At 61.6% G+C, this 24,457-nt stretch carries 22 protein-coding genes, 2 tRNA genes and 1 riboswitch; of the genes, 16 read left to right on the top strand and 8 right to left on the bottom strand.

Translation table 11 applies throughout. The features are described from left to right. The first annotated feature begins 78 nt into the window (after nt 1-78). Together ASG03_RS04990 and ASG03_RS04985 are read left to right on the top strand one after the other, a co-directional pair. On the top strand, nt 79-315 hold the full coding sequence (locus ASG03_RS04990; RefSeq protein WP_062470667.1) for a DUF6894 family protein: 237 nt from the start codon (nt 79-81) through the stop codon (nt 313-315). Nucleotides 316-867: 552 nt separating this feature from the next. After that, a complete protein-coding gene (locus ASG03_RS04985; RefSeq protein WP_082475537.1) occupies nt 868-2,193 on the top strand; it encodes a J domain-containing protein in 1,326 nt (441 codons plus the stop codon). Nucleotides 2,194-2,382: 189 nt separating this feature from the next. Here the strand turns inward: ASG03_RS04985 and ASG03_RS04980 are convergent, their stop codons facing one another. The 3 genes from ASG03_RS04980 to ASG03_RS04970 all read right to left on the bottom strand — a co-directional run bounded on the left by ASG03_RS04980 (nt 2,383) and on the right by ASG03_RS04970 (nt 4,405). Continuing rightward, nucleotides 2,383-2,796 (bottom strand): hypothetical protein, encoded by a 414-nt coding sequence (locus tag ASG03_RS04980; RefSeq protein ID WP_244475161.1) that lies wholly within the window; start codon nt 2,794-2,796, stop codon nt 2,383-2,385. A gap of 417 nt (nt 2,797-3,213) precedes the next feature. Then, nucleotides 3,214-3,289, bottom strand: a tRNA-Thr gene (locus tag ASG03_RS04975). Between the two features lie 156 nt (nt 3,290-3,445). After that, the gene (locus ASG03_RS04970; RefSeq protein WP_062692600.1) at nt 3,446-4,405 is read right to left on the bottom strand and encodes an NAD(P)H-dependent flavin oxidoreductase; all 960 of its coding nucleotides are present in this window, start codon (nt 4,403-4,405) and stop codon (nt 3,446-3,448) included. A gap of 403 nt (nt 4,406-4,808) precedes the next feature. Between ASG03_RS04970 and ASG03_RS04965 the strand changes: the two genes are divergently transcribed. Then, nucleotides 4,809-6,047: a hypothetical protein gene (locus ASG03_RS04965; protein ID WP_062692598.1), complete on the top strand. Its 1,239-nt coding sequence runs from the start codon at nt 4,809-4,811 to the stop codon at nt 6,045-6,047. Nucleotides 6,048-6,125: 78 nt separating this feature from the next. On the opposite strand, the gene ppk2 is transcribed toward ASG03_RS04965, so the two are convergent. Then, complete coding sequence (ppk2, locus tag ASG03_RS04960; RefSeq protein WP_062692595.1) at nt 6,126-7,001, bottom strand: polyphosphate kinase 2; 876 nt, start codon at nt 6,999-7,001, stop codon at nt 6,126-6,128. 286 nt (nt 7,002-7,287) lie between these two features. Here ppk2 and phoR point away from each other — a divergent pair, with 286 nt between their 5' ends. From phoR to phoB, 7 genes are all read left to right on the top strand, one after another. Continuing rightward, nucleotides 7,288-8,547 (top strand): phosphate regulon sensor histidine kinase PhoR, encoded by a 1,260-nt coding sequence (phoR, locus tag ASG03_RS04955; protein WP_062692593.1) that lies wholly within the window; start codon nt 7,288-7,290, stop codon nt 8,545-8,547. Nucleotides 8,548-8,745: 198 nt separating this feature from the next. After that, on the top strand, nt 8,746-9,780 hold the full coding sequence (locus ASG03_RS04950; RefSeq protein WP_062470651.1) for a substrate-binding domain-containing protein: 1,035 nt from the start codon (nt 8,746-8,748) through the stop codon (nt 9,778-9,780). 139 nt (nt 9,781-9,919) lie between these two features. Further along, a complete protein-coding gene (pstC, locus tag ASG03_RS04945; RefSeq protein ID WP_062692590.1) occupies nt 9,920-11,404 on the top strand; it encodes a phosphate ABC transporter permease subunit PstC in 1,485 nt (494 codons plus the stop codon). Beyond that, nucleotides 11,401-12,723, top strand: a complete 1,323-nt coding sequence (gene pstA / locus ASG03_RS04940) for a phosphate ABC transporter permease PstA (protein ID WP_062470645.1) — start codon at nt 11,401-11,403, stop codon at nt 12,721-12,723. Before pstC ends, pstA begins: the two co-directional genes overlap by 4 nt. A gap of 14 nt (nt 12,724-12,737) precedes the next feature. Further along, the gene (pstB, locus tag ASG03_RS04935) at nt 12,738-13,553 is read left to right on the top strand and encodes a phosphate ABC transporter ATP-binding protein PstB (protein WP_062470642.1); all 816 of its coding nucleotides are present in this window, start codon (nt 12,738-12,740) and stop codon (nt 13,551-13,553) included. Between the two features lie 55 nt (nt 13,554-13,608). Continuing rightward, nucleotides 13,609-14,319 (top strand): phosphate signaling complex protein PhoU, encoded by a 711-nt coding sequence (gene phoU, locus ASG03_RS04930; protein WP_062470639.1) that lies wholly within the window; start codon nt 13,609-13,611, stop codon nt 14,317-14,319. A 189-nt stretch (nt 14,320-14,508) separates the two neighbouring features. Continuing rightward, nucleotides 14,509-15,192, top strand: coding sequence for a phosphate regulon transcriptional regulator PhoB (gene phoB / locus ASG03_RS04925; protein ID WP_062470636.1), 684 nt, complete (start codon nt 14,509-14,511; stop codon nt 15,190-15,192). A 119-nt stretch (nt 15,193-15,311) separates the two neighbouring features. On the opposite strand, the gene ASG03_RS04920 is transcribed toward phoB, so the two are convergent. Further along, complete coding sequence (locus tag ASG03_RS04920; RefSeq protein ID WP_062470633.1) at nt 15,312-15,878, bottom strand: GcrA family cell cycle regulator; 567 nt, start codon at nt 15,876-15,878, stop codon at nt 15,312-15,314. A 437-nt stretch (nt 15,879-16,315) separates the two neighbouring features. On the opposite strand from ASG03_RS04920, the gene ASG03_RS04915 reads away from it, so the two are divergent. From ASG03_RS04915 to ASG03_RS04905, 3 genes are all read left to right on the top strand, one after another. After that, the gene (locus tag ASG03_RS04915; RefSeq protein ID WP_062470630.1) at nt 16,316-17,515 is read left to right on the top strand and encodes an aspartate aminotransferase family protein; all 1,200 of its coding nucleotides are present in this window, start codon (nt 16,316-16,318) and stop codon (nt 17,513-17,515) included. A 111-nt stretch (nt 17,516-17,626) separates the two neighbouring features. Continuing rightward, on the top strand, nt 17,627-18,544 hold the full coding sequence (argF, locus tag ASG03_RS04910; protein WP_062692588.1) for an ornithine carbamoyltransferase: 918 nt from the start codon (nt 17,627-17,629) through the stop codon (nt 18,542-18,544). Nucleotides 18,545-18,751: 207 nt separating this feature from the next. Continuing rightward, nucleotides 18,752-19,738, top strand: coding sequence for an Hsp33 family molecular chaperone (locus ASG03_RS04905; protein WP_062470622.1), 987 nt, complete (start codon nt 18,752-18,754; stop codon nt 19,736-19,738). Nucleotides 19,739-19,806: 68 nt separating this feature from the next. Here ASG03_RS04905 and apaG read toward each other — a convergent pair whose 3' ends face one another. After that, complete coding sequence (gene apaG, locus ASG03_RS04900) at nt 19,807-20,199, bottom strand: Co2+/Mg2+ efflux protein ApaG (RefSeq protein ID WP_062470619.1); 393 nt, start codon at nt 20,197-20,199, stop codon at nt 19,807-19,809. Nucleotides 20,200-20,376: 177 nt separating this feature from the next. Further along, nucleotides 20,377-21,570, bottom strand: a complete 1,194-nt coding sequence (locus ASG03_RS04895; protein ID WP_062692585.1) for an O-succinylhomoserine sulfhydrylase — start codon at nt 21,568-21,570, stop codon at nt 20,377-20,379. Between the two features lie 45 nt (nt 21,571-21,615). Next, a riboswitch (SAM riboswitch) is annotated at nt 21,616-21,694 on the bottom strand. Between the two features lie 73 nt (nt 21,695-21,767). On the opposite strand from ASG03_RS04895, the gene ASG03_RS04890 reads away from it, so the two are divergent. The 3 genes from ASG03_RS04890 (at nt 21,768) to ASG03_RS04880 (ending at nt 24,073) form a co-directional block, all read left to right on the top strand. Beyond that, entirely contained in the window at nt 21,768-22,862 is a 1,095-nt protein-coding gene (locus ASG03_RS04890) for a 2'-deoxycytidine 5'-triphosphate deaminase (protein ID WP_062692583.1), read from the top strand. Nucleotides 22,863-22,938: 76 nt separating this feature from the next. Then, nucleotides 22,939-23,012: transfer RNA gene (locus tag ASG03_RS04885), tRNA-Gly, on the top strand. Between the two features lie 326 nt (nt 23,013-23,338). Then, the gene (locus ASG03_RS04880) at nt 23,339-24,073 is read left to right on the top strand and encodes a class I SAM-dependent methyltransferase (RefSeq protein ID WP_062692581.1); all 735 of its coding nucleotides are present in this window, start codon (nt 23,339-23,341) and stop codon (nt 24,071-24,073) included. An 86-nt stretch (nt 24,074-24,159) separates the two neighbouring features. On the opposite strand, the gene ASG03_RS21360 is transcribed toward ASG03_RS04880, so the two are convergent. Beyond that, nucleotides 24,160-24,456, bottom strand: coding sequence for a hypothetical protein (locus ASG03_RS21360; RefSeq protein WP_156381734.1), 297 nt, complete (start codon nt 24,454-24,456; stop codon nt 24,160-24,162). Nucleotide 24,457: the final 1 nt, after the last annotated feature.

Genomic DNA, 24,457 nt, shown 5'->3' with positions numbered 1-24,457 from the left:
GCCTTCGATTTCGGAACAAAAGCCCCATCCGCAACTTAGCAGGGCAAGTGCGCCCAAGCCGAGACGTCGAGACCGAAAATGAGCCGCTACTTCTTTGATCTTCACAATGGCAATGGTCCGGTTCTGGACGAAGAGGGTCAGGAGCTGGCGAGCCGGGAATCGGTTGCCATGGAAGTCGGCCGGATCCTCGGGGACATCGCCCGCGACGAAATGCCTGAAACCTGCAACGGCACCATCGCCCTGACCGTCCGCGACGCCACCGGCCGTACCATAACGGTCGCGCGCCTGACATTCAGCAATGAGTGGACCGACTGAAGCCCTTGTCGACACAAGCGAAAAGGCTGCCGGCGGCGTGCTGCCGCTCTCCTACGCGCGACGACACGCTTCGAACGGGCGTTCGATGACAGCAGGCAAATGAAGATCGAGGGAAAGAATGGTGCCGCTTGCAGGAAGCGTTTCCCGAGATCAAAGGCATTGCAAACCAAGAGTCTACAGACAGGCGGTGAAAAACGATGTCTCACCTCTGTGAGCCAGTCTTATCCGAGCAGTCAGGATGCCGCAATATGCAAGCCGTATCGCTTGCGCACGTTGAATAGAGAACGGGACGGATGCAGGGAGAGGTGGCGCAGGAGGGGGCGCCCACCATCGCTTAAAAGCCTTAGAAGTCGGGCTTTCAGGGATGGATAGGGGGACACGATGTCCCCTATTATGTCTCTCCTCCTACACGAGAATTTAATAGTCGCCAACGGTGCGGCGTAGTGCTGCAGGCTATTAAAAAACCGGCGTATTCTGCGGGAGCTTGTTGCTTTATTGATCGGCTTTGCGCTCTATAGGCGTGGGAAAATTTCGATTGCAATTGAGGGGTACATGTCGAACACCGATCCACAAGGCTTGTACAAAGCTTTGGGAGTTCAATCATCTGCTACTGCTGAAGAAATCAAGAGCGCCTACAGGACGCTTGCCAAGGAAACCCATCCGGATACTTCACAGGATGTATCCAGTGACAAATTTCACAGAATTTCCGCCGCCTACGAAGTCCTGAACGATCCTCTTCGTCGAGCGGAATATGATAGTTCCGCGTACCAAGCCTCTGCGCAGGAGACAAAGAAACGAGTTCTCGATCCTATTTGCTGCTCGCGCTGCGGGCAGGCTACTGCACAGCCGCGATATGTCGTATTCTTTCGTGTCTACAGCTTCATTGTCATAACTACACGCAGGCCGGTACAGGGTATTTTCTGCGCAAGTTGTGCGAAGAAAGAGGGTTTGAAATCCTCTATTATCACCTTGTTCACCGGTTGGTGGGGTGCGCCTTGGGGGCCGATCTATTCAATCGGCGCGATACTCAGCAACGGTTTCGGCGGTAAGCATGAGCGATCTGCCGACGAGGGTATGATTTGGTACAATGCGCTTGCCTTCCTTTCTCGTGGCGATCTGCAATTGTCGTACGCTCTCGCTATGCAGTCCAGAAAGGCGTTGGACAAAGACGTTGCGAAAGATGCCACCAAGCTCCTTGCTCAGCTTGAAAAAGCCGGGGCCGATCCTCGGCAAGGCAAGCTAAGAAATCCGTGGCGCACGTCCATGCTATACGGGGCAGGTCATTTGCTGATGGCTTTTGCGCTGCCCGGTGCCCTGGCACTAGGCATCTTTGCGAGCACCCAAGGCAGTGGGGCAAGTACCGGTTACGGAGGAAGTCGCCTGTACGCCTCGCCTCCGTCGTCAACGACATATCAGTCCAGCGTACAAAAGGCAGTTACGACGCCCGATGTGCCGACATGCACGAACGTCCCGTATAGTGGGCAGCTATTGGGTCCAGGCCGGCTGTCAACCACTGACGGTCACTCGCTGGAAATCCGCAACGGTTCCAGCGGCGATGCTATCATTAAGGTGCGGGCGGAACTGTCTGGGGCTGTTGTCGCGGCTTTCTTCGTGCGTAGTAATCAGACAGGCCAGATTACGGGTATTCCTGACGGGCTTTACACGGTGCAGTATGCTTTCGGCGATGCACTCGACGTTAGCTGCAGACGTTTCGTGCAGTTGAACGGCGCGGGTCAATTCCCTGGGACTGAAACACTCCAGACAGAACGGACGGCCACCCAGATCATTACGCAGGTTCTGTCGTATACCTTGTACGCGGTGCCTGCTGGAAACGTTGCGCCACACAGCATTTCAGCTCAGGATTTCGAGCGACAGTGACCATGCTCAAGGCCTCAAACAAGTAGTTCTGTCGCCTCGATCATTTAATACGGAGGCGGCAAGCCCCGGGGATCGGCGCGTGGACGCGCATCAAAAATGATGTTCGATTGGCTGCTATCGGCCAACAACACACGCTTCACGCAATCGCCAGCACGAGTTTGTCAACCGATAAGCTGGAGGACGTTGCAGTTAGTTACACAGGTTTACGCCATCCTTGACAATCACTGCCCATTTGGGGCCGAGGACTTCTCGAGCGGATATCGCTTGATTGCTGCCCGGTTCACCATCTTTGAACATCACCACGCCAATCGATTGGTCATGTGAGCCGCCGTAGATAATCGGGCCGGGGGTGTAGGTGGTAGTCGCGTTGACTGTTCCATAGCGACCGTAGGAATTGATGGTGCCGTAGGTGTTGTAGTGGCCCGGCATCTGAGTTGCTGTAACATTGTTTGCCGCCGCCGCAGACGTGATGATGTAACGATCATAGCCCGCCTTGATCGTCTCGACCGCAGCTTGTTTCTGTGCGGCCCTTGCTGCGCCTACGCTTCCGCACATCGCTTCTGCACTGGTCTGAATTATCATTTGGTTCTTGGATACGCGCATGGTGCTCGATTCCACGCAGGAACTCAACAACGCAGCCGAAGCCGCTATCGCAATGGATGTTCTTATCATAAATATTCCCCAACCTAAACGCCCGCAACATGCTCGCATACGTCACAAAGGCAACAGATCTATTTCCTAGAGTTGCAATTTAACGGGTTGTAATAACAGGAAAACCAGAAATTTTTTCGAGGGGGTATTTAAGAACTTTCATGCAGCCGCTTCGCCCATGGGCGGTACGGGTAGCGAAAGCTTGATTGTTTCGGCTCTACCGCGCGGATGTAGCTGCTTTGGTGGTGGCCAACGAAAGTAGAAAGGGCCGTGCCGAGACTTGAGAACGTATATGGGGACGAACAAGAAATGCCTCACCGGAATGTCCCACCTGTGAAACCGGAAGCGAGTCTTTGATTTGAAGGGAATTGGTGCCGCTTGCAGGACTCGAACCTGCGACCCCATCATTACGAATGATGTGCTCTACCACCTGAGCTAAAGCGGCTCACCGGCGAACCGCATGGTCAGCCTGTGATGTGAGGGGCTGATACCTGCAAAGTTCGGGGAATTCAAGCGGTCTCTTCGCCCGGAATGGAAAAACTCGTGCCGAGCGCGGGGGCTGTGAGGAGGCAAAGGGGGAGACCACGGGAAACGTGGCGTCTTACAGCGAAAGCCGTGCGCGGGCGGCTGCGTATTCCGTCTCCAGGCGTTCGACAAGCGTTTCGACCGGGGTGATCGCGGTGACAGCGCCGATCCCCTGGCCCGAACCCCAGATGTCGCGCCAAGCTTTTGCACCACTGCCGACGGCAGCATCGAGATCCATCGTTGCGGCTTCGGCCGCCGGCAGGTGGTCGGCATCGAGGCCGGCTGCAGCGATGGAGGGTCGCAGATAGTTGCCGTTGACGCCGGTAAAATGGGGCGTTTCCACGATGTCCTTGGCCTTGCTGTCGACGATCATCTGCTTGTAGCCGTCGCTGGCCCGGGCTTCCTCGGTGGCGATGAAGGCCGATCCGATATAGGCAAGGTCCGCACCCATGGCCTGCGCAGCCAGCACGGCACCGCCATTGGCTATGGCGCCGGACAGCAGGAGGGGACCGGAAAACCAGCTGCGGATTTCCTGAACGAGGGCAAAAGGCGACAGGGCGCCGGTGTGGCCACCGGCTCCCGCAGCGACGGCGATCAGTCCGTCCGCCCCTTTGTTGATCGCAGAACGCGCATGGCGATCGTGGATCACGTCGTGCAGCACGATGCCGCCATAACCGTGCACCGCCGCGTTTACCTCGGGCACAGCACCAAGTGAGGAGATGACGATCGGCACCTTGTATTTTGCGCAGAGCATCAGGTCATGCTCCAGCCTCTTGTTGGAGCGATGGACGATCTGGTTGACGGCAAAGGGTGCGGACGGTTTGCCCGGGTTCCGCGCGTCGTGGGCCGCCAGCTCTTCCGTGATCATCGCCAGCCATTCGTCCAGCTGTGCTTCCGGTCTGGCATTGAGTGCCGGAAAGGAGCCGACCACGCCCGCCTTGCACTGGGCAAGCGTGAGGGCGGGATGGGAAATGATGAACAAGGGCGCTGCAACGACGGGAATGCGGAGGTTGGAAAGGATGGGCGGCAGGGCCATGACGGTCTCTCTCGATTGACGTTCGCGTAAACGGAAGATAGCGGGGAGAGCGCGGGTCTGGCAAGGGGCGCGATGCTCATGTCGTGCGTTCGCTCATGGCCTCCCGAACGCCCCACGCGTGCATCGGGCGAGCGAGGGCATGCGGGGCGCCGTCACGATACATATCTCTCCGAGCGGCCCGTCGCCTGCGCCGTGATGAATGCCGGCGCCCGCATCGACGGACGGCTTCGGGCGGCACGACGGCGCATATCGTCGGCAGGCCGCATCGCGCTTGCCTTATGTGCGTTCGGCGGACTTGCGCAACGGGACGGCAATCGTTACCGAAAAGTAAATATGCTTTCCTTCGTCGCGACACCTGCATCCGGATGGGTGCGCGAAGCGGAGCGCCAGGCAAGGGATCAGGGTGAGCGGACTGGAAACAGCCATCAAGCAGGCGCTGGAGCGCTCCGACCGGGCGAATGCGGAAACGCGCGCCCGGATCTACCAGTCGGCGCGCAATGCGCTGGAGGCCGGTCTGCGCAAGCAGAACGTCCAGGACGAGACGGTGATCGCCCAGCAGAGGCATCGTCTGGAGGTCGCCATTCACGCGATCGAGCAGCAGGAGAGGGCGACGCTCCGCGATGCCGCCGTCGTGCAGGCTCCCGACCCGATGCAGGTTCCAAACAGTGGCATGGCACCTGTCCTGCAGGAACCGGTGCGAGCAGAACTGCCTGTCGGTTCGCGCGAGCATCGCCGGGAGGAACCGGGCTTCGACGACGTGGTTCCGGATCGTGCAGCCGCAGAGTTCCGCCCGCCTTCGATTGCGAAGAGCCGACGCAGCGAGAGCGCTGTGGTGGAACCCGAGGAGCGGCGCGACAGCCGTGAAGACGCATCCTTGGCGCCGATGATGGTCTCGCCGGATCGCGATCCCTTTCGGCCGGGCGCGCATGCGCGCGATACCGTCAACGATCTCGGTCTTCCCGGCGCGGAGCCCCTGGTGCCGCGTCGGCGTCGCGGCCGCGGCGGACGGATTGCCTCCATCCTGATGGTGGTTGCCGTTCTCGTGGCGGCCGTCGGAAGCGCGACCTGGTGGGTTCTAAGCACGGGGCTGCTCGAACGTCCCGAAGGCCAGCCCGGCCCCCCGCCGACCGTTGCCGCCGAGGACTTCGACGGAGGTGCCGGCCTGCGGACGCTTGGCGCCCAGGCAGGCTTTACGGCGGACTGGGTTGATCTCTACCTGCCGACCGCCCCCAGCGGCGTGACGCCGGGCGCCCGCGTCCGGACGGACGTCGTGCGCGACGAGGGCGGCGCGCGGCTTCGCATCACGTCCGGCGCGAGCGATGGCAGCGGAAACGTCGCGATCGAGGTCCCGGCGTCGGCGCTTCAGCGCATGGCGGGCCAGACCTCGACGCTGGCTCTCAGCGTTCAATCGGCCGATGGCAAGCCGACCCAGTTTTCGGTGGAATGCGACTTCGCATCTCTCGGCGATTGCGGGCGACATCGCTTTACGGTCAATGACGAGAAAAGCGACATGCTGTTCAAGATCACCTTCGATCGCACGCTGTCGCCGAACGGTCCGGGTCGCCTTCTCATCAACAGCGACGTGACCGCCAATGGCGGCGGTCTCGATCTCTACGCCATCCGGCTTTTGCCGGGGCAATGAGCGTGGTGGCGTTGCCCGGAGGCGGGCCGCGCCATCCGGAACGACGAGGACCGGCCCTGTGTTCGAGCCGTCCTTCGGTCAGGATTTCCGGAAATGCTGTCCGGACATGAGAATCTTGTCGTCGATCTCGCCGATCGCCTTCTCATCCTTGCCCGTGTAGTCGAGGTTCGTCAGAAGATGACGGATAAGGTTGAGGCGGGCGCGACGGCGGTCGTTTCCAAGGATTACGGTCCAGGGTGCCTTGCCCTTGTGTGTCTCCTTCAGCATGCGGTCGCGCTTTTCGGTGTAGTCGTTCCAGCGCGATAGGGCTTCGATGTCCATCGGCGAAAGCTTCCACACCTTCAGCGGATCATGACGCCGCTGGTGGAACTGCATGAGCTGCATTTCCTGTCCGATTTCCAGCCAGATCTTGAAAAGAACGATGCCTTCGTCGACGATCAGCTTTTCGAACGGCGGCACCTGCTTCAGGAAATGCTCGTATTGCGCCGGGGTACAGAAACCCATGATCGGTTCGACGCCGGCCCGATTGTACCAGGAGCGGTCGAACATCACGAATTCGCCTGCCGTCGGGAAATGCGAGACGTAGCGCTGAAAATACCATTGACCGCTCTCCGTCTCCGTCGGCTTGGTCAACGCGACGATCCGGGCCGTGCGCGGATTCATGTAGGCGCGCGTTTCATGGATCGCGCCACCCTTACCAGCCGCGTCGCGCCCTTCAAACACCACGATCACGCGCTTACCGCTCGCCTGCTGCCAGGCCTGCACCTTCACGAGCTCGATCTGCAACCGCTCCAGATCGGCCTTGTAGGTGTCCTTGTTCAACTTTTTTTCGTAAGGGTAGCCGCCGGAGGCCATGGCCGCCTTCGTGATCCAGTCCGGCAGGTCGGGCGTGTCGACGTCAAACAGATGCGTCGTTCCGTCGATATCGATTTCGACCGGCTTGATATCGTCCATGCTGTTCACTCCCGTGGATGTCGGCGGGCAAGCCAGAGAGGCCGTGCCGCCGCGCGCGAGCAGGCCATAAGTCCATTGCGATTTCAAGCGCACCGTGAAAATCATGTCATGAAGCCGGGTTACATGTTGGAGATGGCCATGTGAGCCAAGAGCTTCGATGATGGGCATTGACCACGAGCATTGACCAAGAGCATTGACCGTGAGCTTTACCGGACGGCGGGACCGACCTGCATCGCGCCGGGAATTTTTACGCCGGCGCGGGCAGGCAGCAAGATGCGGGGAACCGGTGCAGGAAACGACATTCTGGCAGACGATCGCCTCGCGGATCTGGGCGGAGAAGTGGTTGGTCGGCCTGACGTTTGCCGGCTGCGTCGCGTTGATTGCGACCAGCGGCCACCCGGTGCTGGCCGGCGCATGCTGGCTCACGCTTGTCACGGCCCTTCTGCGGCAGCCCGCGACGCCGAGCCTGCCGCCCCATGTCGAACCGCTGCCATCGACCGGCGAGACGGAACTCTCCGCGCTTGAAAGCGGCTTCGACGCCCTGGACATGCCGGTGCTCATCATCGGCGCGGACGAGCGCGTGCTGTTCCAGAACCAGGCCGCCGAAAAAGCCTTCGGCGTCATCCCTCCCCATTCGGATCTGTCCGGCCGCGTGCGGTCGCCGGGCATTCTCGACATGGTCCGCGAAACGATCGCCACGGGGCGGGTCAACCAGATCGAGCATTCCGAGCGTCTGCCGTCGGAGGCCGTGTACATCGTCCGTGTTGCGCCGGCGGCGCTCGGCGCCCCCAGGCCCGGTGTCGATCCGGCAGCTATCGACACCGTCTATATCGTCTCCTATCGCGACATCTCGCAGGCACGCCGGATCGATCGCATGCGCTCGGACTTCGTTGCCAATGCGAGCCATGAATTGCGCACGCCGCTTGCCTCCCTGCGCGGCTTCATCGAGACCCTGCAGGGCCCGGCGCGCAACGATGTGAAGGCACAGGAGCGGTTTCTCGGCATCATGCTCGAGCAGGCGACACGGATGAGCCGCCTCGTGGACGACCTGCTGTCGCTGTCGCGCCTCGAGTTGAAATCCCATATCGCGCCCGAGCAGGACGTCGCCCTCGGGCCGTTGCTCGGTCATGTCTGCGACACGCTCGGTCCGCTGGCCCAGGATCTGGGCGTCGCTATCGCGCTGGATCTTCCGTCCGTCCCGGTCATCGTCCAGGGCGACCGGGACGAGCTGATCGAGGTGTTCGAAAACCTCGTGGAGAATGCCTGCAAATATGGTCAGGAGGGAAAGACCGTCGAGGTCAGCCTGTCCGGCGGCGGCGGGGATCCGGTCGAGGTTTCCGTGCGAGATCGCGGACCGGGCATTCCCGCAGAGCACGTGCCGCGCATTACCGAGCGTTTCTACCGTGTGAATGTCGAAGCCAGCCGCTCGAAAAAGGGAACGGGACTGGGGCTGGCGATCGTCAAGCACATCCTCACCCGGCATCGTGCCCGCCTGCTCGTTCGCTCCGTGCTGGGGGAAGGCACGGTTTTCACCGTCCGTTTTTGACCGGCTTCACAGAGACGGAAAACGACATGAGAAAAGACATGAAAAATCAGAAACTTGGGCTGTCATAAATCTTTCGTCAACTTGACATAAAAGCTTGTGGCATCGGCCGCTAATGAATGTCAGCCGATGAGAATGAAACGGCGAAAGCGAGCGCTGACACCCTAGCGCACCCCACACAAGCCCATCCGGGAGAATCCCATGAACGCCCTGAAACTCACTGCTGCAGCCCTGGTGGCCTCTGTCGCCTTTGCTGGCGCCGCTGCCGCTCGCGACCAGATCCAGATTGCTGGTTCGTCCACTGTTCTTCCCTATGCCAAGATCGTTGCCGAAACCTTCGGCGAGACGTTCCCGGACTTCAAGACGCCGGTCGTTGAATCCGGCGGCACGGGCGCCGGCCTCAAGGAATTCTGCAAGGGCGTCGGCCCCGATACAATCGACATCGCCAATGCCTCGCGCAAGATCAAGGACAGCGAGCTGGCCGAGTGCAAGGCTGCCGGCGTGACCGAAGTGCAGGAAGTCAAGATCGGCTATGACGGCATCGTGTTTGCCACCGACAGCGGCAATGCCGACCTGAAGCTCGAGCCGAAGGATCTCTACCTCGGCCTCGCAGCTCAGGTGGTCGTCGACGGCAAGATCGTCGCCAACCCCTACACGAAGTGGTCTGAGGTCAACAAGAACCTGCCGGACGCCGACATTGCGGCCTACATCCCGGGCGAGAAGCACGGCACGCGCGAAGTCTTCGAAGAAAAGATCCTTCATGCCGGCTGCAAGGCTTCCGGTGCTGAAGACGTCATCAAGGCTGCCGTTTCTGACGCCAAGGAGCAGGCGCGCACCTGCGTCGCCGTTCGCAAAGACGGAAAGGCTGTCGACATTGACGGCGACTACACGGAAACCCTCGCGCGTATCGCTGCCAACAAGAACGGCATCGGCGTCTTCGGCCTGGCATTCTACGAAAACAACGCCGACAAGCTGAAGGTCGCCACCGTCAACGGCGTGGTGCCCTCCACGGAAACGATCGCTTCCGGCGAATATCCGGTCTCGCGCCCGCTGTTCTTCTACGTCAAGAAGGCACACCTCGGCGTCATTCCCGGCCTGAAGGAATTCGTGGAATTCTTCCTGGACGACCAGATGGTCGGCCCGGAAAGCCCGCTGGCGGCCTACGGCCTCGTTTCGGCGCCGGACGCCGAGCGCGAAGCCGACCGCAAGGCCTTTGCCGACGGCACGATGCTGTAAGAAACGTCGATCCGGAGACGCAGTCTCCCCGGATCATCCGGCACGGCGCAGGGGCGCCGTGCCGGAACCTCAACGTTCGAATGGCCGGCGTCCGATCTTGCAGCATGCGATGTCGTGAAACGACCGGGGGACCCAGATCATGAGCGCCTCCCTTCTCTTTCTCCTCGTCCTCCTCGTCGGCGCATCGGCCTTCGTGATGGGTCGATCGCGGGCCATCGCCACGGCCGGCGGCAAGCTGTCCTCGCTGCATTCCCTGCCGGGATATCACGGAAGCTACGCCGCCATCTGGGCGCTTCTTCCTGCCCTTGTGGTTCTCGCGGTCTGGCTGGTCGCAGCTCCGCCGATGATCGATCGCAGCGTCCTCTTCCATCTCCCCACCGACGTCCTCAACCAGGGCAGCGCGCCTGCCGAGCTGGCGCTGGGGCAGGTGAAGTCGGTCGCCCGCGGTCTGGCGCTTCTCTCGGATGCCGAGCGCAGTGCGCTCGACAGCGGCACCACCAATCTTCGCGACGCCATGGCCGCCAAGGGCATTCCGCTGGCCAGTGCCGGCGAACCCTGGATGATCGAGTCGGCCACCCGCTTCAACGGCATGACGGCGACCAGCCACCTTGCCATGGCCGGGGTCGTTCTGCTGCTCGCCATCGGTGGCGCGGTGCTGGCGCTGCGCGGTATCTCCCAACGCTTCCGGGCCCGAAATCGCGTCGAGCAGGTCATTCTCGGCGGGTTGATCCTTGCGTCCTCCATCGCCATCCTCACGACGATCGGCATCATCGGCTCCATGCTGTCGGAAGCCTTGCGCTTCTTCGCGTCTGTGTCGCCGATGGAATTCTTTTTCGGAACGGTGTGGGACCCACGCTTCGCCGCGGCCGGCCAAGCCGGCCAGTCGGGACAGTTCGGTCTCCTGCCGCTGCTCGCCGGCACGCTCTACATCGCTCTCGTGGCCATGCTGTTTGCCGTGCCGATCGGCCTCTTCGCGGCGATCTACATGGCGGAATACGCCAACAACACCGTGCGCTCAGTCGCCAAGCCGCTCCTGGAGATCCTGGCCGGCATTCCGACCATCGTCTACGGCTTCTTCGCCCTCGTCACGGTCGGTCCGTTCCTGCGCGACATCTCGGGCCAGCTGAACGGTCTCGTCACCGGCAATTATACAAGCTTCATCCAGGCGCAGAGCGTGCTGACAGCCGGCATCGTGATGGGCATCATGCTGATCCCCTTCGTGTCCTCGCTGTCGGATGACATCATTACGCAGGTACCGCGCTCGCTTCGTGACGGGTCTCTCGGGTTGGGGGCCACGCGCTCGGAAACCATCAAGCGCGTTGTGCTGCCTGCGGCACTGCCCGGCATTGTCGGGGCACTGCTGCTGACGGCATCCCGCGCCGTCGGCGAGACCATGATCGTGGTGCTCGCCGCGGGTGTGGCCGCGCGCATGCAGATCAATCCCTTCGAGCCGATGACCACCGTCACGGTCAAGATCGTCAACCAGCTGACGGGCGACCTGGAGTTTACCTCGCCGCAGACCCTCGTCGCCTTTGCGCTCGGCATCACGCTGTTCGCCATCACGCTCTGCCTCAACATTTACGCGCTCTACATCGTGCGCAAATACCGGGAACAGTACGAATGACCGACATGACCTCATCGCTCGCCGGTGCATCGCCGCGTCCCGTCGTCAGCCGTCGCGATATCGGCATCAAGCGCCGCTACGCCGCAGAACGTCGCTTTCGCGCCTATGGCATCGCGGCGATCGCCATCGGCATCTTCTTCCTCGGCCTCCTCCTCTGGACCGTCGTATCCAAGGGCTACACCGCCTTCCTGCAGACCGAGATCGTCCTGCCGATCACCTTCAGCGAAAAGGTCATTGACCCGAAGAACGAACGGGCAAGCAATCCCGCCAAGCTGATGACGGCGAACTATCCGCTGCTGGTGCGCGATGCTCTCGTGCAGAAGCTGGGCATCGATCCGGCCAACCGCGCCGACGTGAAGCTGGCGACCGACATGGTCTCGGCCAGCGCGCGAACGCAGCTTCGCGATGTCGTCGTCGCCAATCCCGCCATCATTGGCCAGACCGTCCCGGTGGCACTGCTGGCCGAAGGCAACATCGACTCGGCCAACAAGGGCCAGATCGACGTGACGGTCAACGAGGCCAACCGCAAGGTGAAGGACAAGCAGCTCGCCTGGATGCAGACGCTCGCGCAGGACGGCGCAATGACGAAGTCCTTCAACACGGGCCTCTTCACCTCGGGCGCCTCGTCGCGGCCGGAAGCCGCGGGGATCGGCGTTGCGGCCCTCGGTTCGCTCTACATGATGCTGATCGTTCTCGTGCTCGCGCTGCCGATCGGGGTCTCCGCGTCGATCTATCTCGAAGAGTTCGCTCCGAAGAACAAGCTGACCGACCTCATCGAGGTCAACATCAACAATCTCGCGGCCGTTCCCTCGATCGTCTATGGTCTGCTCGGCCTGTCGATCTTCATCAATTTCGCCGGCATGCCGCGTTCGGCGGCGCTCGTCGGCGGTCTGGTCCTCACCCTGATGACGTTGCCCACCATCATCATCGCCACGCGTGCAGCCCTGAAGGCGGTGCCGCCGTCCATCCGGGCCGCAGCACTCGGCCTGGGCGCCTCCAAGATGCAGACCATCTTCCACCACGTCCTGCCTCTCGCCATGCCGGGCATCCTTACGGGCACCATCATCGGTCTGGCGCATGCGCTCGGAGAGACGGCTCCCCTGCTTCTCATCGGCATGGTGGCCTTCGTGGTCGATTTCCCGGGCTCGCCGCTCGAACCTTCGACGGCCCTTCCGGTCCAGATCTACATGTGGGCCAATGAAGCCGAACGTGCATTCGTGGAGCGGACCTCCGGTGCGATCATCGTGCTCCTGGTCTTCCTGGTGATCATGAACCTTGGCGCGATCCTGTTGCGGCGCCGCTTTGAACGACGCTGGTAGTGAGGTAGAAAACAATGAACATGATGTCAGAAGCGACTCTCGAAAAGGCGGTCGATCAGAAGATGAATGCTGTCCCTCACAAGATGATCGGCAAGGATGTGTCGGTCTATTACGGCGAGAAGCGCGCGCTGTTCGACGTGAACCTCAACATCCGCGAGAATACGGTCACGGCGCTGATCGGCCCGTCGGGCTGCGGCAAGTCGACCTTTCTGCGGACGCTGAACCGCATGAACGATACGATCGATCATTGCCGGGTCACCGGCAAGATCACGCTCGATGACGGTGATATCTACGATCCCTCGATCGACGTGGTCGAACTGCGCGCCCGCGTCGGCATGGTCTTCCAGAAACCCAATCCGTTTCCGAAGTCGATCTATGAAAACGTGACCTACGGCCCGAAGATCCACGGTCTTGCCCGCAGCAAGGCCGAACTCGACGCCATTGTCGAGCAGAGCCTGCAGAAGGCCGGCCTCTGGAACGAGGTGAAGGATCGCCTGCACGAATCCGGCACCGGTCTCTCCGGTGGTCAGCAGCAGCGTCTCTGCATCGCACGCGCCGTTGCCGTCAGTCCTGAGGTCATTCTGATGGACGAACCCTGCTCGGCGCTCGACCCGATTGCCACCGCCAAGGTCGAGGAGCTCATCCACGAACTGCGCGCCAACTACACGATCGTGATCGTCACGCATTCCATGCAGCAGGCAGCCCGCGTCTCGCAGCGCACCGCCATGTTCCATCTCGGCAATCTCGTCGAGGAGAACGATACCGACAAGATGTTCACCAATCCCGACGACCAGCGCACGCAGGATTACATCATGGGACGCTTCGGCTGACCGGTCGTGCGACCGATAGACAAGTGCCCGTGACCGAACTCCAAGGACAGGATCCATGGCAACCCATATCGTATCCGTCTATGACGAAGACCTGAAATATCTCAGCCGCCGTATCTCCGAGATGGGCGGCCTTGCCGAGCAGATGGTGGCCGAATCCGTGCGGGCCCTGGTCAACGCCGATCTGGGTCTCGCCCAGAAGGTGATTTCCGACGACGTCGTGCTCGATGACGCCGAGCGCCAGATCGGCGAGAAGGCCATCATCACGATCGCCAAGCGGCAGCCGATGGCGGCCGACCTGCGCGAGATCATGGGGTCGATCCGCATTGCGGCCGACCTCGAGCGTGTCGGCGATCTTGGCAAGAACACCGCCAAGCGCGTCATCGCGGTCTCCAGTGCCAGTCTGCCGCGCCAGTTGGCGCGGGGGATTGAGCATCTGGCCGAACTGACGCTGATGCAGCTGAAGGAAGTCCTGGATGTCTACGCCTCCCGCTCGGCGGAAAAGGCAAAGGCCATCCGGGAGCGAGACGGCGAGATCGACGCGATCTACACCTCGCTGTTCCGCGAACTCCTGACCTACATGATGGAGGATCCGCGCAACATTACCCCGTGCACGCATCTCCTGTTCTGCGCCAAGAACATCGAGCGCATCGGCGACCACGCGACCAATATCGCTGAGACGATCTACTACATGACGACCGGCGCGCAGCCGCTCGGCGAACGTCCGAAGGACGACTCGTCGAACACTGTCGGCGCACTCTCCACCTGAGCGAACGGCGCGGGAGAAATCCATCCTGCGGCGTCGTCCTCGGTCTTGAGACCGGTCGCTGTCTCGAGGTTGGGGATGGCGGCCGAAGGGTGGTCTCTTGCCGAAATGCCTGAACTGTCAACGATGATCGCCGCCTTCGGGTTCTGGCGAAGGCCTCGTCACGCGACGAGGACACTACGGAGTCCAGAAATGCAGCCGAGAATAGCCGTTGTCGAAGATGAAGAAGCCCTGAGCGTCCTGCTGCGGTACAATCTTGAGGCCGAAGGTTTCGATGTCGATACCATCAATCGGGGCGACGAGGCAGAGGTTCGCTTGCAGGAACGGCTGCCGGATCTGCTCATCCTCGACTGGATGCTCCCCGGCGTGTCCGGCATCGAGCTCTGCCGGCGCCTTCGCCAGCGCAGCGAGACGGAGCGTCTTCCCATCATCATGCTGACGGCACGGGGCGAGGAAAGCGAGCGGGTCCGTGGTCTTGCCACCGGCGCCGATGATTATGTCGTCAAGCCGTTCTCGACGCCGGAACTGATCGCCCGCGTGAAAGCCATGCTCCGCCGCGCGCGTCCGGAAGTGCTGTCGTCGCTCTTGAAATGCGGCGACATCGAGCTCGACCGCGAGACGCACCGCGTCCACCGCAAGACCCGGGAAGTCCGTCTCGGCCCGACCGAATTTCGTCTGCTCGAGTTCTTCATGTCGTCGCCCGGCCGCGTCTTCTCGCGCTCGCAGCTTCTCGATGGCGTTTGGGGGCACGATATCTACGTCGACGAGCGCACCGTCGATGTCCATGTCGGTCGCCTGCGCAAGGCGCTTAACTTCTCCAACATGCAGGACGTGATCCGCACCGTACGCGGAGCGGGCTACTCGCTGGAAAGCTGAGCCTGTCGCGAAGCAAAGCTGCTTACCCGCTGCGCGTGCTCCGGCCGAGGCCTGAAGCGAAAACGCCTTCCTCGCAGAGCGAAGAAGGCGTTCTTGCGTTCCGACTGCAGGGCGTTCTCTTATCGGGCGCGACGGCGCTCGGCCGAGGGCTGATAGGCCAGCTTGGCGTGGAACGTGCAGTAGGGCGAGCTATCTGGGGAGTCGTTTCCGCAGAAGTGGAATTCGTCCTTCATCGGGTCGCCGATCGGCCACTTGCAGGTGCGATCGGTCAGCTGCGTCAGCACCAGCTTGCGGGACATGGGCACCACGACATTGCTGCCCGTCGCGCTGCCTGCGCTGTTCGTTACCGCCAGTGCGGTTTCCGGCGCGAATGCGCTTTCGGAATCTTCGATGACGTTCACGCTGACCGGGCGGGCCATCGAACGCTGGGGGGCGGAGCGGGGGGCTGTGCTCGCCACCACGGCTTCCGGTGCTGCCGGACGGGCAACGACGACGGGGCGCTTGGGACGGGTTGCGCTCGGCGAGGCGCCGCCTGCCTTTGCGCGGCCCGGAAGCGACAGGCGATGAACCTTGCCGATGACGGCGTTGCGGCTGACGCCACCAAGCTGCGCCGCGATCTGGCTCGCGCTCAGCCCTTCGGCCCAGAGCTTCTTCAGTCTCTCTACCCGCTCGTCAGTCCAGTTCATTGTCGTCTCCGTTCCAGGCCGTACCAAAGGACGAATCCCTCACCGCGCTCCGGATGGCTCCGAAGCTGCAACGCCTTGACTCTTCTGGTGACTAGGTCCGCCGCATGCGTCTAGCAATTCCTTGGTAACGTAGAGACGGGGTGACTCCGTGACAAGAGTCCCGGGAATCGCGCCGAATCGATTTTTGGGTTTTCCCCAACTTGCTGTCGCCGCGTGATATATTTGCAAGACCTTTTTGCCGGAAAGCATCGTGCTCGAAAAATGCATCCGAGGCCTGTCTTTCCGGGAGTTTTGTTGACAGCGGCACCCGAAATACCGATAGTGCGCTCGCCGCCGTCAGGGCGGTATTTTTCATTTCGGGCCGGCGCTGTCGGCCGCTGCAAAACGGATCGAACCTTCCCCGCAGAGTGTGCGGACAGGACGAGGAGACAGGCACGATGGCCGAGGCAACCCCGCTTTACGAGACCTATATGCGTGCGCCGCTGCGCTTCGAGCGCGGCGAGGGCGTCTGGCTGGTGGCGGAAGATGGGTCGCGCTATCTCGACTTCGCCGCAGGTGTCGCCGTCAATTCCCTTGGCCACGCGCATCCGCATCTCGTCGCAGCGCTGAAGGACCAGGCCGAAAAGGTTTGGCATCTCTCCAATCTGTACGAGATTCCCGGGCAGGAAAAGCTCGCCAAGCGTCTGACCGACAACACGTTCGCGGACAAGGTCTTCTTCACCAATTCCGGTGCGGAAGCGCTGGAATGCGCCATCAAGACGGCGCGCCGCTACCAGTTTTCCAAGGGCCGGCCGGAGCGTTTCCACGTCATTACCTTCGAGGGCGCCTTTCACGGGCGCACGCTCGCGACGATCGCGGCCGGCGGCCAGGCGAAATATCTCGAAGGCTTCGGCCCCAAGGCACCGGGCTTCGTCCAGGTCCCCTTTGCCGACCTGGATGCCGTCAAGGATGCGATCACCGAGGAAACCGCGGCGATCCTGATCGAGCCGATCCAGGGCGAGGGCGGGATACGCCCGGCACCCAAGGCCTTCCTGCAGGCGCTGCGCGCATTGTGCGACGAGCACGGCCTGATGCTGATCTTCGATGAGGTCCAGTGTGGCGTCGGACGAACCGGCAAGCTCTTTGCCTATGAATGGTCCGGCATATCTCCGGATATCCTCGCGGCCGCAAAGGGCATCGGCGGCGGCTTCCCGCTTGGCGCCTGCCTTGCCACGGAAGAGGCCGCCTCGGGGATGGTCGCGGGCACGCATGGTTCGACCTACGGCGGCAATCCGCTGGCCATGGCGATCGGCAATGCCGTGCTGGACGTCGTTCTCGGCGATGGGTTTCTCGAGCATGTGCGGGATGTCGCACTCGTCTTCCGTCAGGGGCTGGCCTCGCTTGCCGATCGTTTCCCCGATGTAATCGAGGAAATCCGCGGCGAAGGCCTCATGCTCGGCATCAAGGCGGCGGTTCCCTCCGCCGACCTGCTGAAGGCGATCCGGGCGGAGAAGATGCTGGCCGTTCCCGCAGGGGAAAACGTCATCCGCCTGCTGCCGCCGCTGATCACCAGCGCGGACGAAGCCCGCGAGGGTCTCGCCCGCATCGAACGCGCCAGCGAAACGTTGACGGCGGTCAAACAGCGCGCGCGTGCGTGATCTGGACGCCTTCGACATCAGGATTACCGACAGCCGGCCCGCGCAGAAGGCATAGGCTCCAAGAACGCCTTGGAGCCGCCCCCGGGCACAAGGACAGGACACCGCATTTTCATGGCCGAACCTCGCCACTTCCTCGATCTCTCCGCCATGTCGGCAGAGAACCTGCGCTCCATCATCGATGATGCCCGGGTGCGAAAGGCAGCGACCAAGGCCGGGACTGCGGAAAAGCCGCTGGCCGGCAAGATGCTCGCCATGATCTTCGAAAAGCCTTCCACCCGAACCCGTGTGTCGTTCGACGTCGGCATGCGCCAGCTCGGCGGCGAGACGCTGTTCCTTTCGGGCACGGAAATGCAGCTCGGTCGCGCCGAGACGATCGGCGATACGGCCAAGGTTCTCTCTCGGTACGTCGATGCCATCATGATCCGCACGACAGACCACAGCCGCCTGCTCGAGCTTGCCGAACATGCGACCGTGCCGGTCATCAATGCCCTGACAGACACGACGCATCCCTGCCAGATCATGGCCGACATCATGACTTTCGAAGAGCATAGCGGCCCGGTAAAGGGCAAGACCATTGCCTGGACGGGCGACGGCAACAACGTGCTGCATTCCTTCATCGAGGGATCGGCGCGTTTCGGCTACACGATGAAGATGGCGGTGCCGCTCGGCTCCGAACCCGACGACAAAATTCTCAACTGGGCGCGCAACAATGGCGGCAACGTGATCCTGTCGCATGACGCGGAAAAGACGGTCTCCGGTGCCGATTGCGTCGTCACGGACACCTGGGTGTCGATGAACCAGGAGCATCGCGCCCGGGGACACAACGTCTTCCAGCCCTATCAGGTCAATGCTGCGCTGATGTCGAAGGCGGACGAGAACGCGCTCTTCATGCACTGCCTGCCGGCGCATCGGGGCGAGGAAGTGACCGACGAGGTCATTGACGGACGTCAGTCCGTGGTGTTCGACGAGGCGGAAAACCGCCTTCATGCCCAGAAGTCGATCCTTGCCTGGTGCCTGGGCGCGCTCTGAGAGCCTGCCTGCGACGCGCATCGTCAAAACCTTGAAAAACGGCATTCGGCCACCGATCTAGGTGCAAAGCGGAATGTCACGATTTTTGCTGGCATTTCATATCGATCCAATAGAATGGCGTTGTGGCGTGCAAAACCCGGACCTGTCCGGGGCGCCGTCATCTGCGTTCGGGCTCGCCGCGGCGGGTCATGCATCAGGAGCATGGACATGGTGGACAAAGGACCAGATCTCGGCGAATTCGGTTACGCGGGCGATGACCGCGTCGTGCCTTTTCAGGTGGAGGGCCTCGACGTGCGCGGTCGCGCCGTTCAGCTTGGCCCCATGCTGGATGCGATCCTCGAACGGCACAATTATCCGTTGCCGGTCGCACGCCTCGTGGCGGAAACGGTGGTGCTCACCGTCCTCCTCGGCACTTCGCTGAAGTTCGATGGCAAGCTCATCATCCAGACGAAAAGCGATGGCCCGGTCGATCTCGTGGTCGCCGACTTCTCGACGCCGGATCGCGTGCGCGCTTATGCCCGCTACGACGAAGAGGCGCTGGCCAGCGCGATTGACAAGGGCGAAACCGATCCACAGGATCTGCTCGGCCAGGGCATCCTTGCCTTCACCATCGATCAGGGCGAATACACCCAGCGCTACCAGGGCATCGTTCCGCTGGACGGCGCTTCGCTGGAGGAGATCGCCGGCGTTTATTTCCGCCAGTCGGAGCAGATCCCGACCAAGGTGCGCCTTGGCGTTGCCGAGCTGTTGGATCGCGACGAGAACGGCAAGCCGCGCCACCGCTGGCGGGCCGGAGGCATGGTCGCGCAGTTTCTGCCGGAGGCGCCCGACCGGATGCGCCAGCCGGACCTGCATGGCGGGGACGGAGCCGAGACGTTCGAGGGTGGTGTCGACGACCTCTGGGACGAGGCGCGTGTCATGGTTGAGACGATCGACGCCGACGAATTGACCGATCCGACCGTCGGCACGGAACGGCTGCTCTATCGCCTGTTCCACGAGCGCGGCGTGCGGGTCTATCCCCCGCAGGCGGTCTATGACCAATGCGCCTGCTCGCGTGAAAAGCTGCGGGACGTCCTTGCCAGCTTCAGCCAGGAGGAGATCGACAGCACGGTGGAGGATGGGGTCATCTCGGTGACCTGCGAGTTCTGCTCGACCACCTACACGTTCGAAGCCACCGAGGTCCGCCCGCAGTAAGCGCGCGCACATCGTTTGGAAACTGAAGGGGCTCCCGGCAATTGCGGCCGGGGGCACATCGGCTGTGGTCAGTTCAATGTGCGGCTGAGGCCCGGCAGGTCCAGCGAAAAGGCGGGAATGTCGACCGTGAAGGTTTCGCCGTCAGGTGTCTCCATCGAGTAGTGTCCGAACATTACACCGGAAGGCGTGTCGAGCGGGCAACCGGAGGAGTACTCGAACGTATCGCCCGGATTGAGGATGGGTTGCTCGCCGATCACTCCGGGGCCGTTGACCTCGTCGACCTGACCGCTTTCGTCCGTGATATGCCAATACCGCGTCATCAGACGCACGGTTTTCGTGGAACGGTTCGAAATCAGAATGCGGTAGCCCCACACATAGCGCCCATCTTCGGGATCGGACTGATCTTCCAGATAATAAGGCTCTACGGTGACCTCGATGTCCCGTGTCAGCGCGCGATACATGATGCAACCCTTCCAGTCAGTGTGCATATTCTAGGGGAAGATGGTTTCCCGAAGAATAACGCCCGCAGGAAGTGTGTTGCGGCACGGCACGCCGTCACGCTGTCACGCCGCGCGGGGTTAGCGCGACGTGACGCTCCGAGGATGGAGCAGGGCCGGGTAGCAGGATCAGGACGCGCCTCAGGCGGCGACGGTCTTCAGCGCCCGGGCGAAATCCTCGATGAGATCCGCACTGTCCTCGATGCCGGCCGACAGGCGCACGGTCCCGTCGGAAATGCCGAGTTCCGCACGGGCCTCCTCGTTGAGGTTCTTGTGCGTCGTCGTCGCCGGATGCGTGATCAGGCTCTTGCTGTCGCCGAGATTGTTGGAGATCTTGACGATTTCCAGCGCGTTCTGCAGCGCGAACGCCGCCTTCTTGCCACCCTTCATCTCGAAACAGACGAGCGTCGATCCGCCCTTCATCTGCTTTGCGATGATATCGGCCTGCGGATGGTCCTTGCGGCCGGGGTAGATGACGCGGGCAATCTGGCTCTGTTCGGCGAGGAAGTCGGCAACCTTCGCTGCGTTGTCGCTCTGCTGGCGCACCCGCAACGGCAGGGTCTCGATGCCCTTCAACAGCGTCCAGGCGTTGAACGGCGACAAGGCAGGGCCGGTGTGGCGGAAATAATCGTGCAGATGCTCGTCGATCCAGTCTTTCGACGAGAGGATGACGCCGCCAAGGCAACGCCCCTGGCCGTCGATATGCTTGGTGGCGGAATAAACGACGACATGGGCGCCGAGCTCGAGCGGCTTCTGCAGGAGCGGCGTCGCAAAGACGTTGTCCACCACCAGCTTGGCACCCGCCGCATCGGCTAGCTTCGCCACGGCGGCAATGTCGACCACCTCGAGTGTCGGATTGGTCGGGCTTTCCAGGAAGAAGACCTTGGTATTCGGGCGGATGGCCTTTTCCCAGTTCTCGATGAAGCGGCCGTCGACCAGCGTGCATTCGATGCCATAGGAGGGGGCCAAGGTTTCCACGACCCAGCGGCACGAACCGAAGAGCGCGCGTGCGGCGACGATATGATCTCCGGCCTTCAACTGGCAGAGGATGGCGGCAGCCACGGCGGCCATGCCCGAGGCCGTTGCGCGCGCATCCTCGGCGCCTTCCAGGAGGCACATGCGCTTTTCGAACATGTCGTTGGTGGGGCTGCCATAGCGCGCGTAGATAAAGCCGTCCGTTTCACCCTTGAAGCGTGCTTCCGCAGCTTCCGATGTCTCGTAGACGAAGCCCTGTGTCAAGAAGATCGCCTCGGACGTCTCACCGTGATTGGAGCGGGTCGTGCCGCCGTGAACGAGCTGGGTCGCGGGGCGCCAGGTCTTGTTTGCCGTGCTCATCGCTTGTCTCCTTCCAGAAACAAAAAAACCGGTCGCGTAAAGCAGACCGGTTCGAGCCCGGTCTTTTTAGCCATTTGTTTAACGTGGCTGCAAGCCGACCGGCCAAATCACCACGGGATAAGTTCCCATACGTCTTCGCCCCGCTTGCGTCAATCAGCCGTTTTTGGTTTTGTCGGCCCCGGAAAAAGGATGAAGGCATGGCGCGCGACACAGGCATTCTGGCGGATAGCGCAATCGCTTCGCTGTTCGATCAAGGCCGCCTTCTCAGCGAAGGGGCGCTGGACGACGACCAGATCCAGCCGGCGAGTCTCGACCTGCGTCTGGGCGGTCGTGCCTTCCGGGTGCGTGCGAGCTTCATGCCCGGTCCCGGGCATCTCGTCGCCGACAAACTCGATCGGCTCAAGCTGCACGTCATCGACCTGACCGAGGGTGCCGTGCTCGAGACCGGCTGCGTCTACATCGTGCCGCTGATGGAAAGCCTCGACCTGCCGGCCGCCATGTCGGCCTCGGCCAATCCGAAGAGTTCAACCGGACGGCTCGACATCTTCACCCGCGTCATCACCGACCGGGCGCAGGAGTTCGACAAGATCCCGGCCGGGTATCGCGGCCCGCTTTACCTCGAAATCAGCCCACGCACGTTTCCCGTCATCGTTCGCCGGGGCTCGCGTCTTTCGCAGATCCGCTTCCGGGTCGGACACGCGCTCCTGACCGAAAGCGAAGTGCTTGATCTTCACCGAACGGAAACGCTGGTCGCCAGCGATACGCCGAACGTATCGGGGGCCGGCATTGCACTGTCGATTGACCTCAAGGGCACGGGCCCCGACGGTCTGATCGGCTACCGCGGCAAGCACCACACGGCCGTGGTGGATGTTGACCGCAAAGGTGCGCATGGGATTTATGATTTCTGGGAGCCGCTCTACAGCCGCGGTGCCGACGAGCTCATTCTCGATCCCGACGAGTTCTATATCCTCGTCTCCCGCGAGGCCGTCCACGTGCCGCCTCTGTTTGCCGCCGAGATGACCCCGTTCGATCCCCTGGTCGGCGAATTCCGCGTGCACTATGCCGGCTTCTTTGACCCCGGCTTCGGCCATGCCCCGTCCGGCGGCACCGGCAGCCGGGCCGTGCTGGAAGTGCGCAGCCATGAGGTTCCCTTCATCCTCGAGCACGGCCAGATCGTCGGCCGCCTTGTCTACGAGCACATGATGGAGCGACCGAGAGGGCTCTACGGCCTCGGCGTCGGATCGAACTATCAGGCGCAGGGTCTGAAGCTCTCCAAGCATTTTCGCGGTTGAGACGCGCCTTTCCGTCTTCGGAAACCGCGGCCAAGGATTGACACGCGGCTTCATCTGTTGGATGTCTGGCGCATTGGCGGGTGTAGCTCAATGGTAGAGCAGCAGCTTCCCAAGCTGAATACGAGGGTTCGATTCCCTTCACCCGCTCCAGCCAACCCACGACATCCGCGTTGCTTTTCTGGCTGTCCTCCGTCTGACCGAGGTCGGCAGCAACGCGTCCAATGCTTCCCCCTTTGCCGAGCCTGACGATCATTTCGACACAACAGGCTTGCACCGATCCAAGGTCTGAGCCGCTGTTGTGACGCGCATGCGTGCCGCAATACAGCGGATGTCGCGTAAAAACGCTGTCGAATTCTCAGAGCCGATGATCGGCGCGTATCTGCCGACTATAAATGGCGAACGCCTTGGGCAAGCTCCTCCGTTTATCTGACCACGGAGAGCGTTCTACACACGTGCCACGAAAGGCCAGGAACTCGATGGACAAGGCGACATTGGAAAATCCGGAATTTATGCAGTTCCTTCTTCTGGTCTACGATCATGCTCTTGCAAATCCGCGGGGCGATGCCTTTGATCTGGACAAGGTTGCAAAACTATCTGCCGCTGTTTCCTCCTCGCAATATCTCTATTCGCACATGCTGGGCGCCAAGCGTTTCGAGACCTCCGGCGACGTTCTCGACTATGCGGTCTCCTGTGCGACCGTCCAAGGTCTCTCGCTCGAGTTCGGCGTCTTCTCCGGACGCTCGATCAACCGGACCGCCGCAGCCCGCCCGTCCGACACGATCTACGGATTCGACAGCTTCGAGGGATTGCCGGAAAGCTGGCGCGACGGATACGACAAAAGCGCGTTTGCCCGGGACGATCTTCCGGCGGTGGCGGACAATGTCGAACTGGTCGTCGGCTGGTTCGATCGGACGCTGCCCGGCTTTCTGGATTCACATCCCGGTCCGGTGTCGTTCCTGCACGTCGACTGCGATCTCTACAGTTCGACCCAGACGGTCCTGACACAATTGCGCGAACGCCTCGTTCCCGGAACCATCATCCTTTTCGATGAGTACTTCAACTATCCGGGCTGGGAGATGCACGAGTTCAAGGCTTTTCGCGAATTCGTGGAAAGCACCGGCCTGCAGTATGAATACATCGCTCTGCATCCCAAGCACCAGCAGGTCGCCGTCCGGGTGACGGGCATCTATAACCGCCGACACCATATCTGAGGCGTTCGGGGAAGCGATGTTGGAGCGGAATGAAGCGTCGAAGAAAAAACAGCCTCGCATCGACTTGAAGCTGTCACATTCGGCTCCTATATTCCTCTCATCGGCAAACGGTCGAGCTTTTCTGAAAAAGAGAAGTTCTCGGGGTCGATAAAAGCTTTCGTCGATTTGACCACGGATGTACTGGCAACTTGATAAAAGCGAATGAGGAAGGTCGGTGCGATTTCGCCCCGGCCTTTTTTATTGTCGCATGTTCGGCGATCGACGTCCGAGACTGATCCCGCCGCTAAAGCGCGTTGCATGAAAAAGGATTCACGCAACGCGCTTAACGGTCTTGGTTCGATGCATGGCGTTTCCCGAAGCCGCTGCACACGTTCGGGCGACATG

It is taken from the genome of Rhizobium sp. Leaf341, from assembly GCF_001424325.1.
In the GTDB taxonomy this organism is placed as follows: Bacteria; Pseudomonadota; Alphaproteobacteria; order Rhizobiales; family Rhizobiaceae; genus Ferranicluibacter.
Note: the sequence above shows the minus strand (reverse complement) of the source record. Positions and strands in the feature narration are given on the sequence as shown.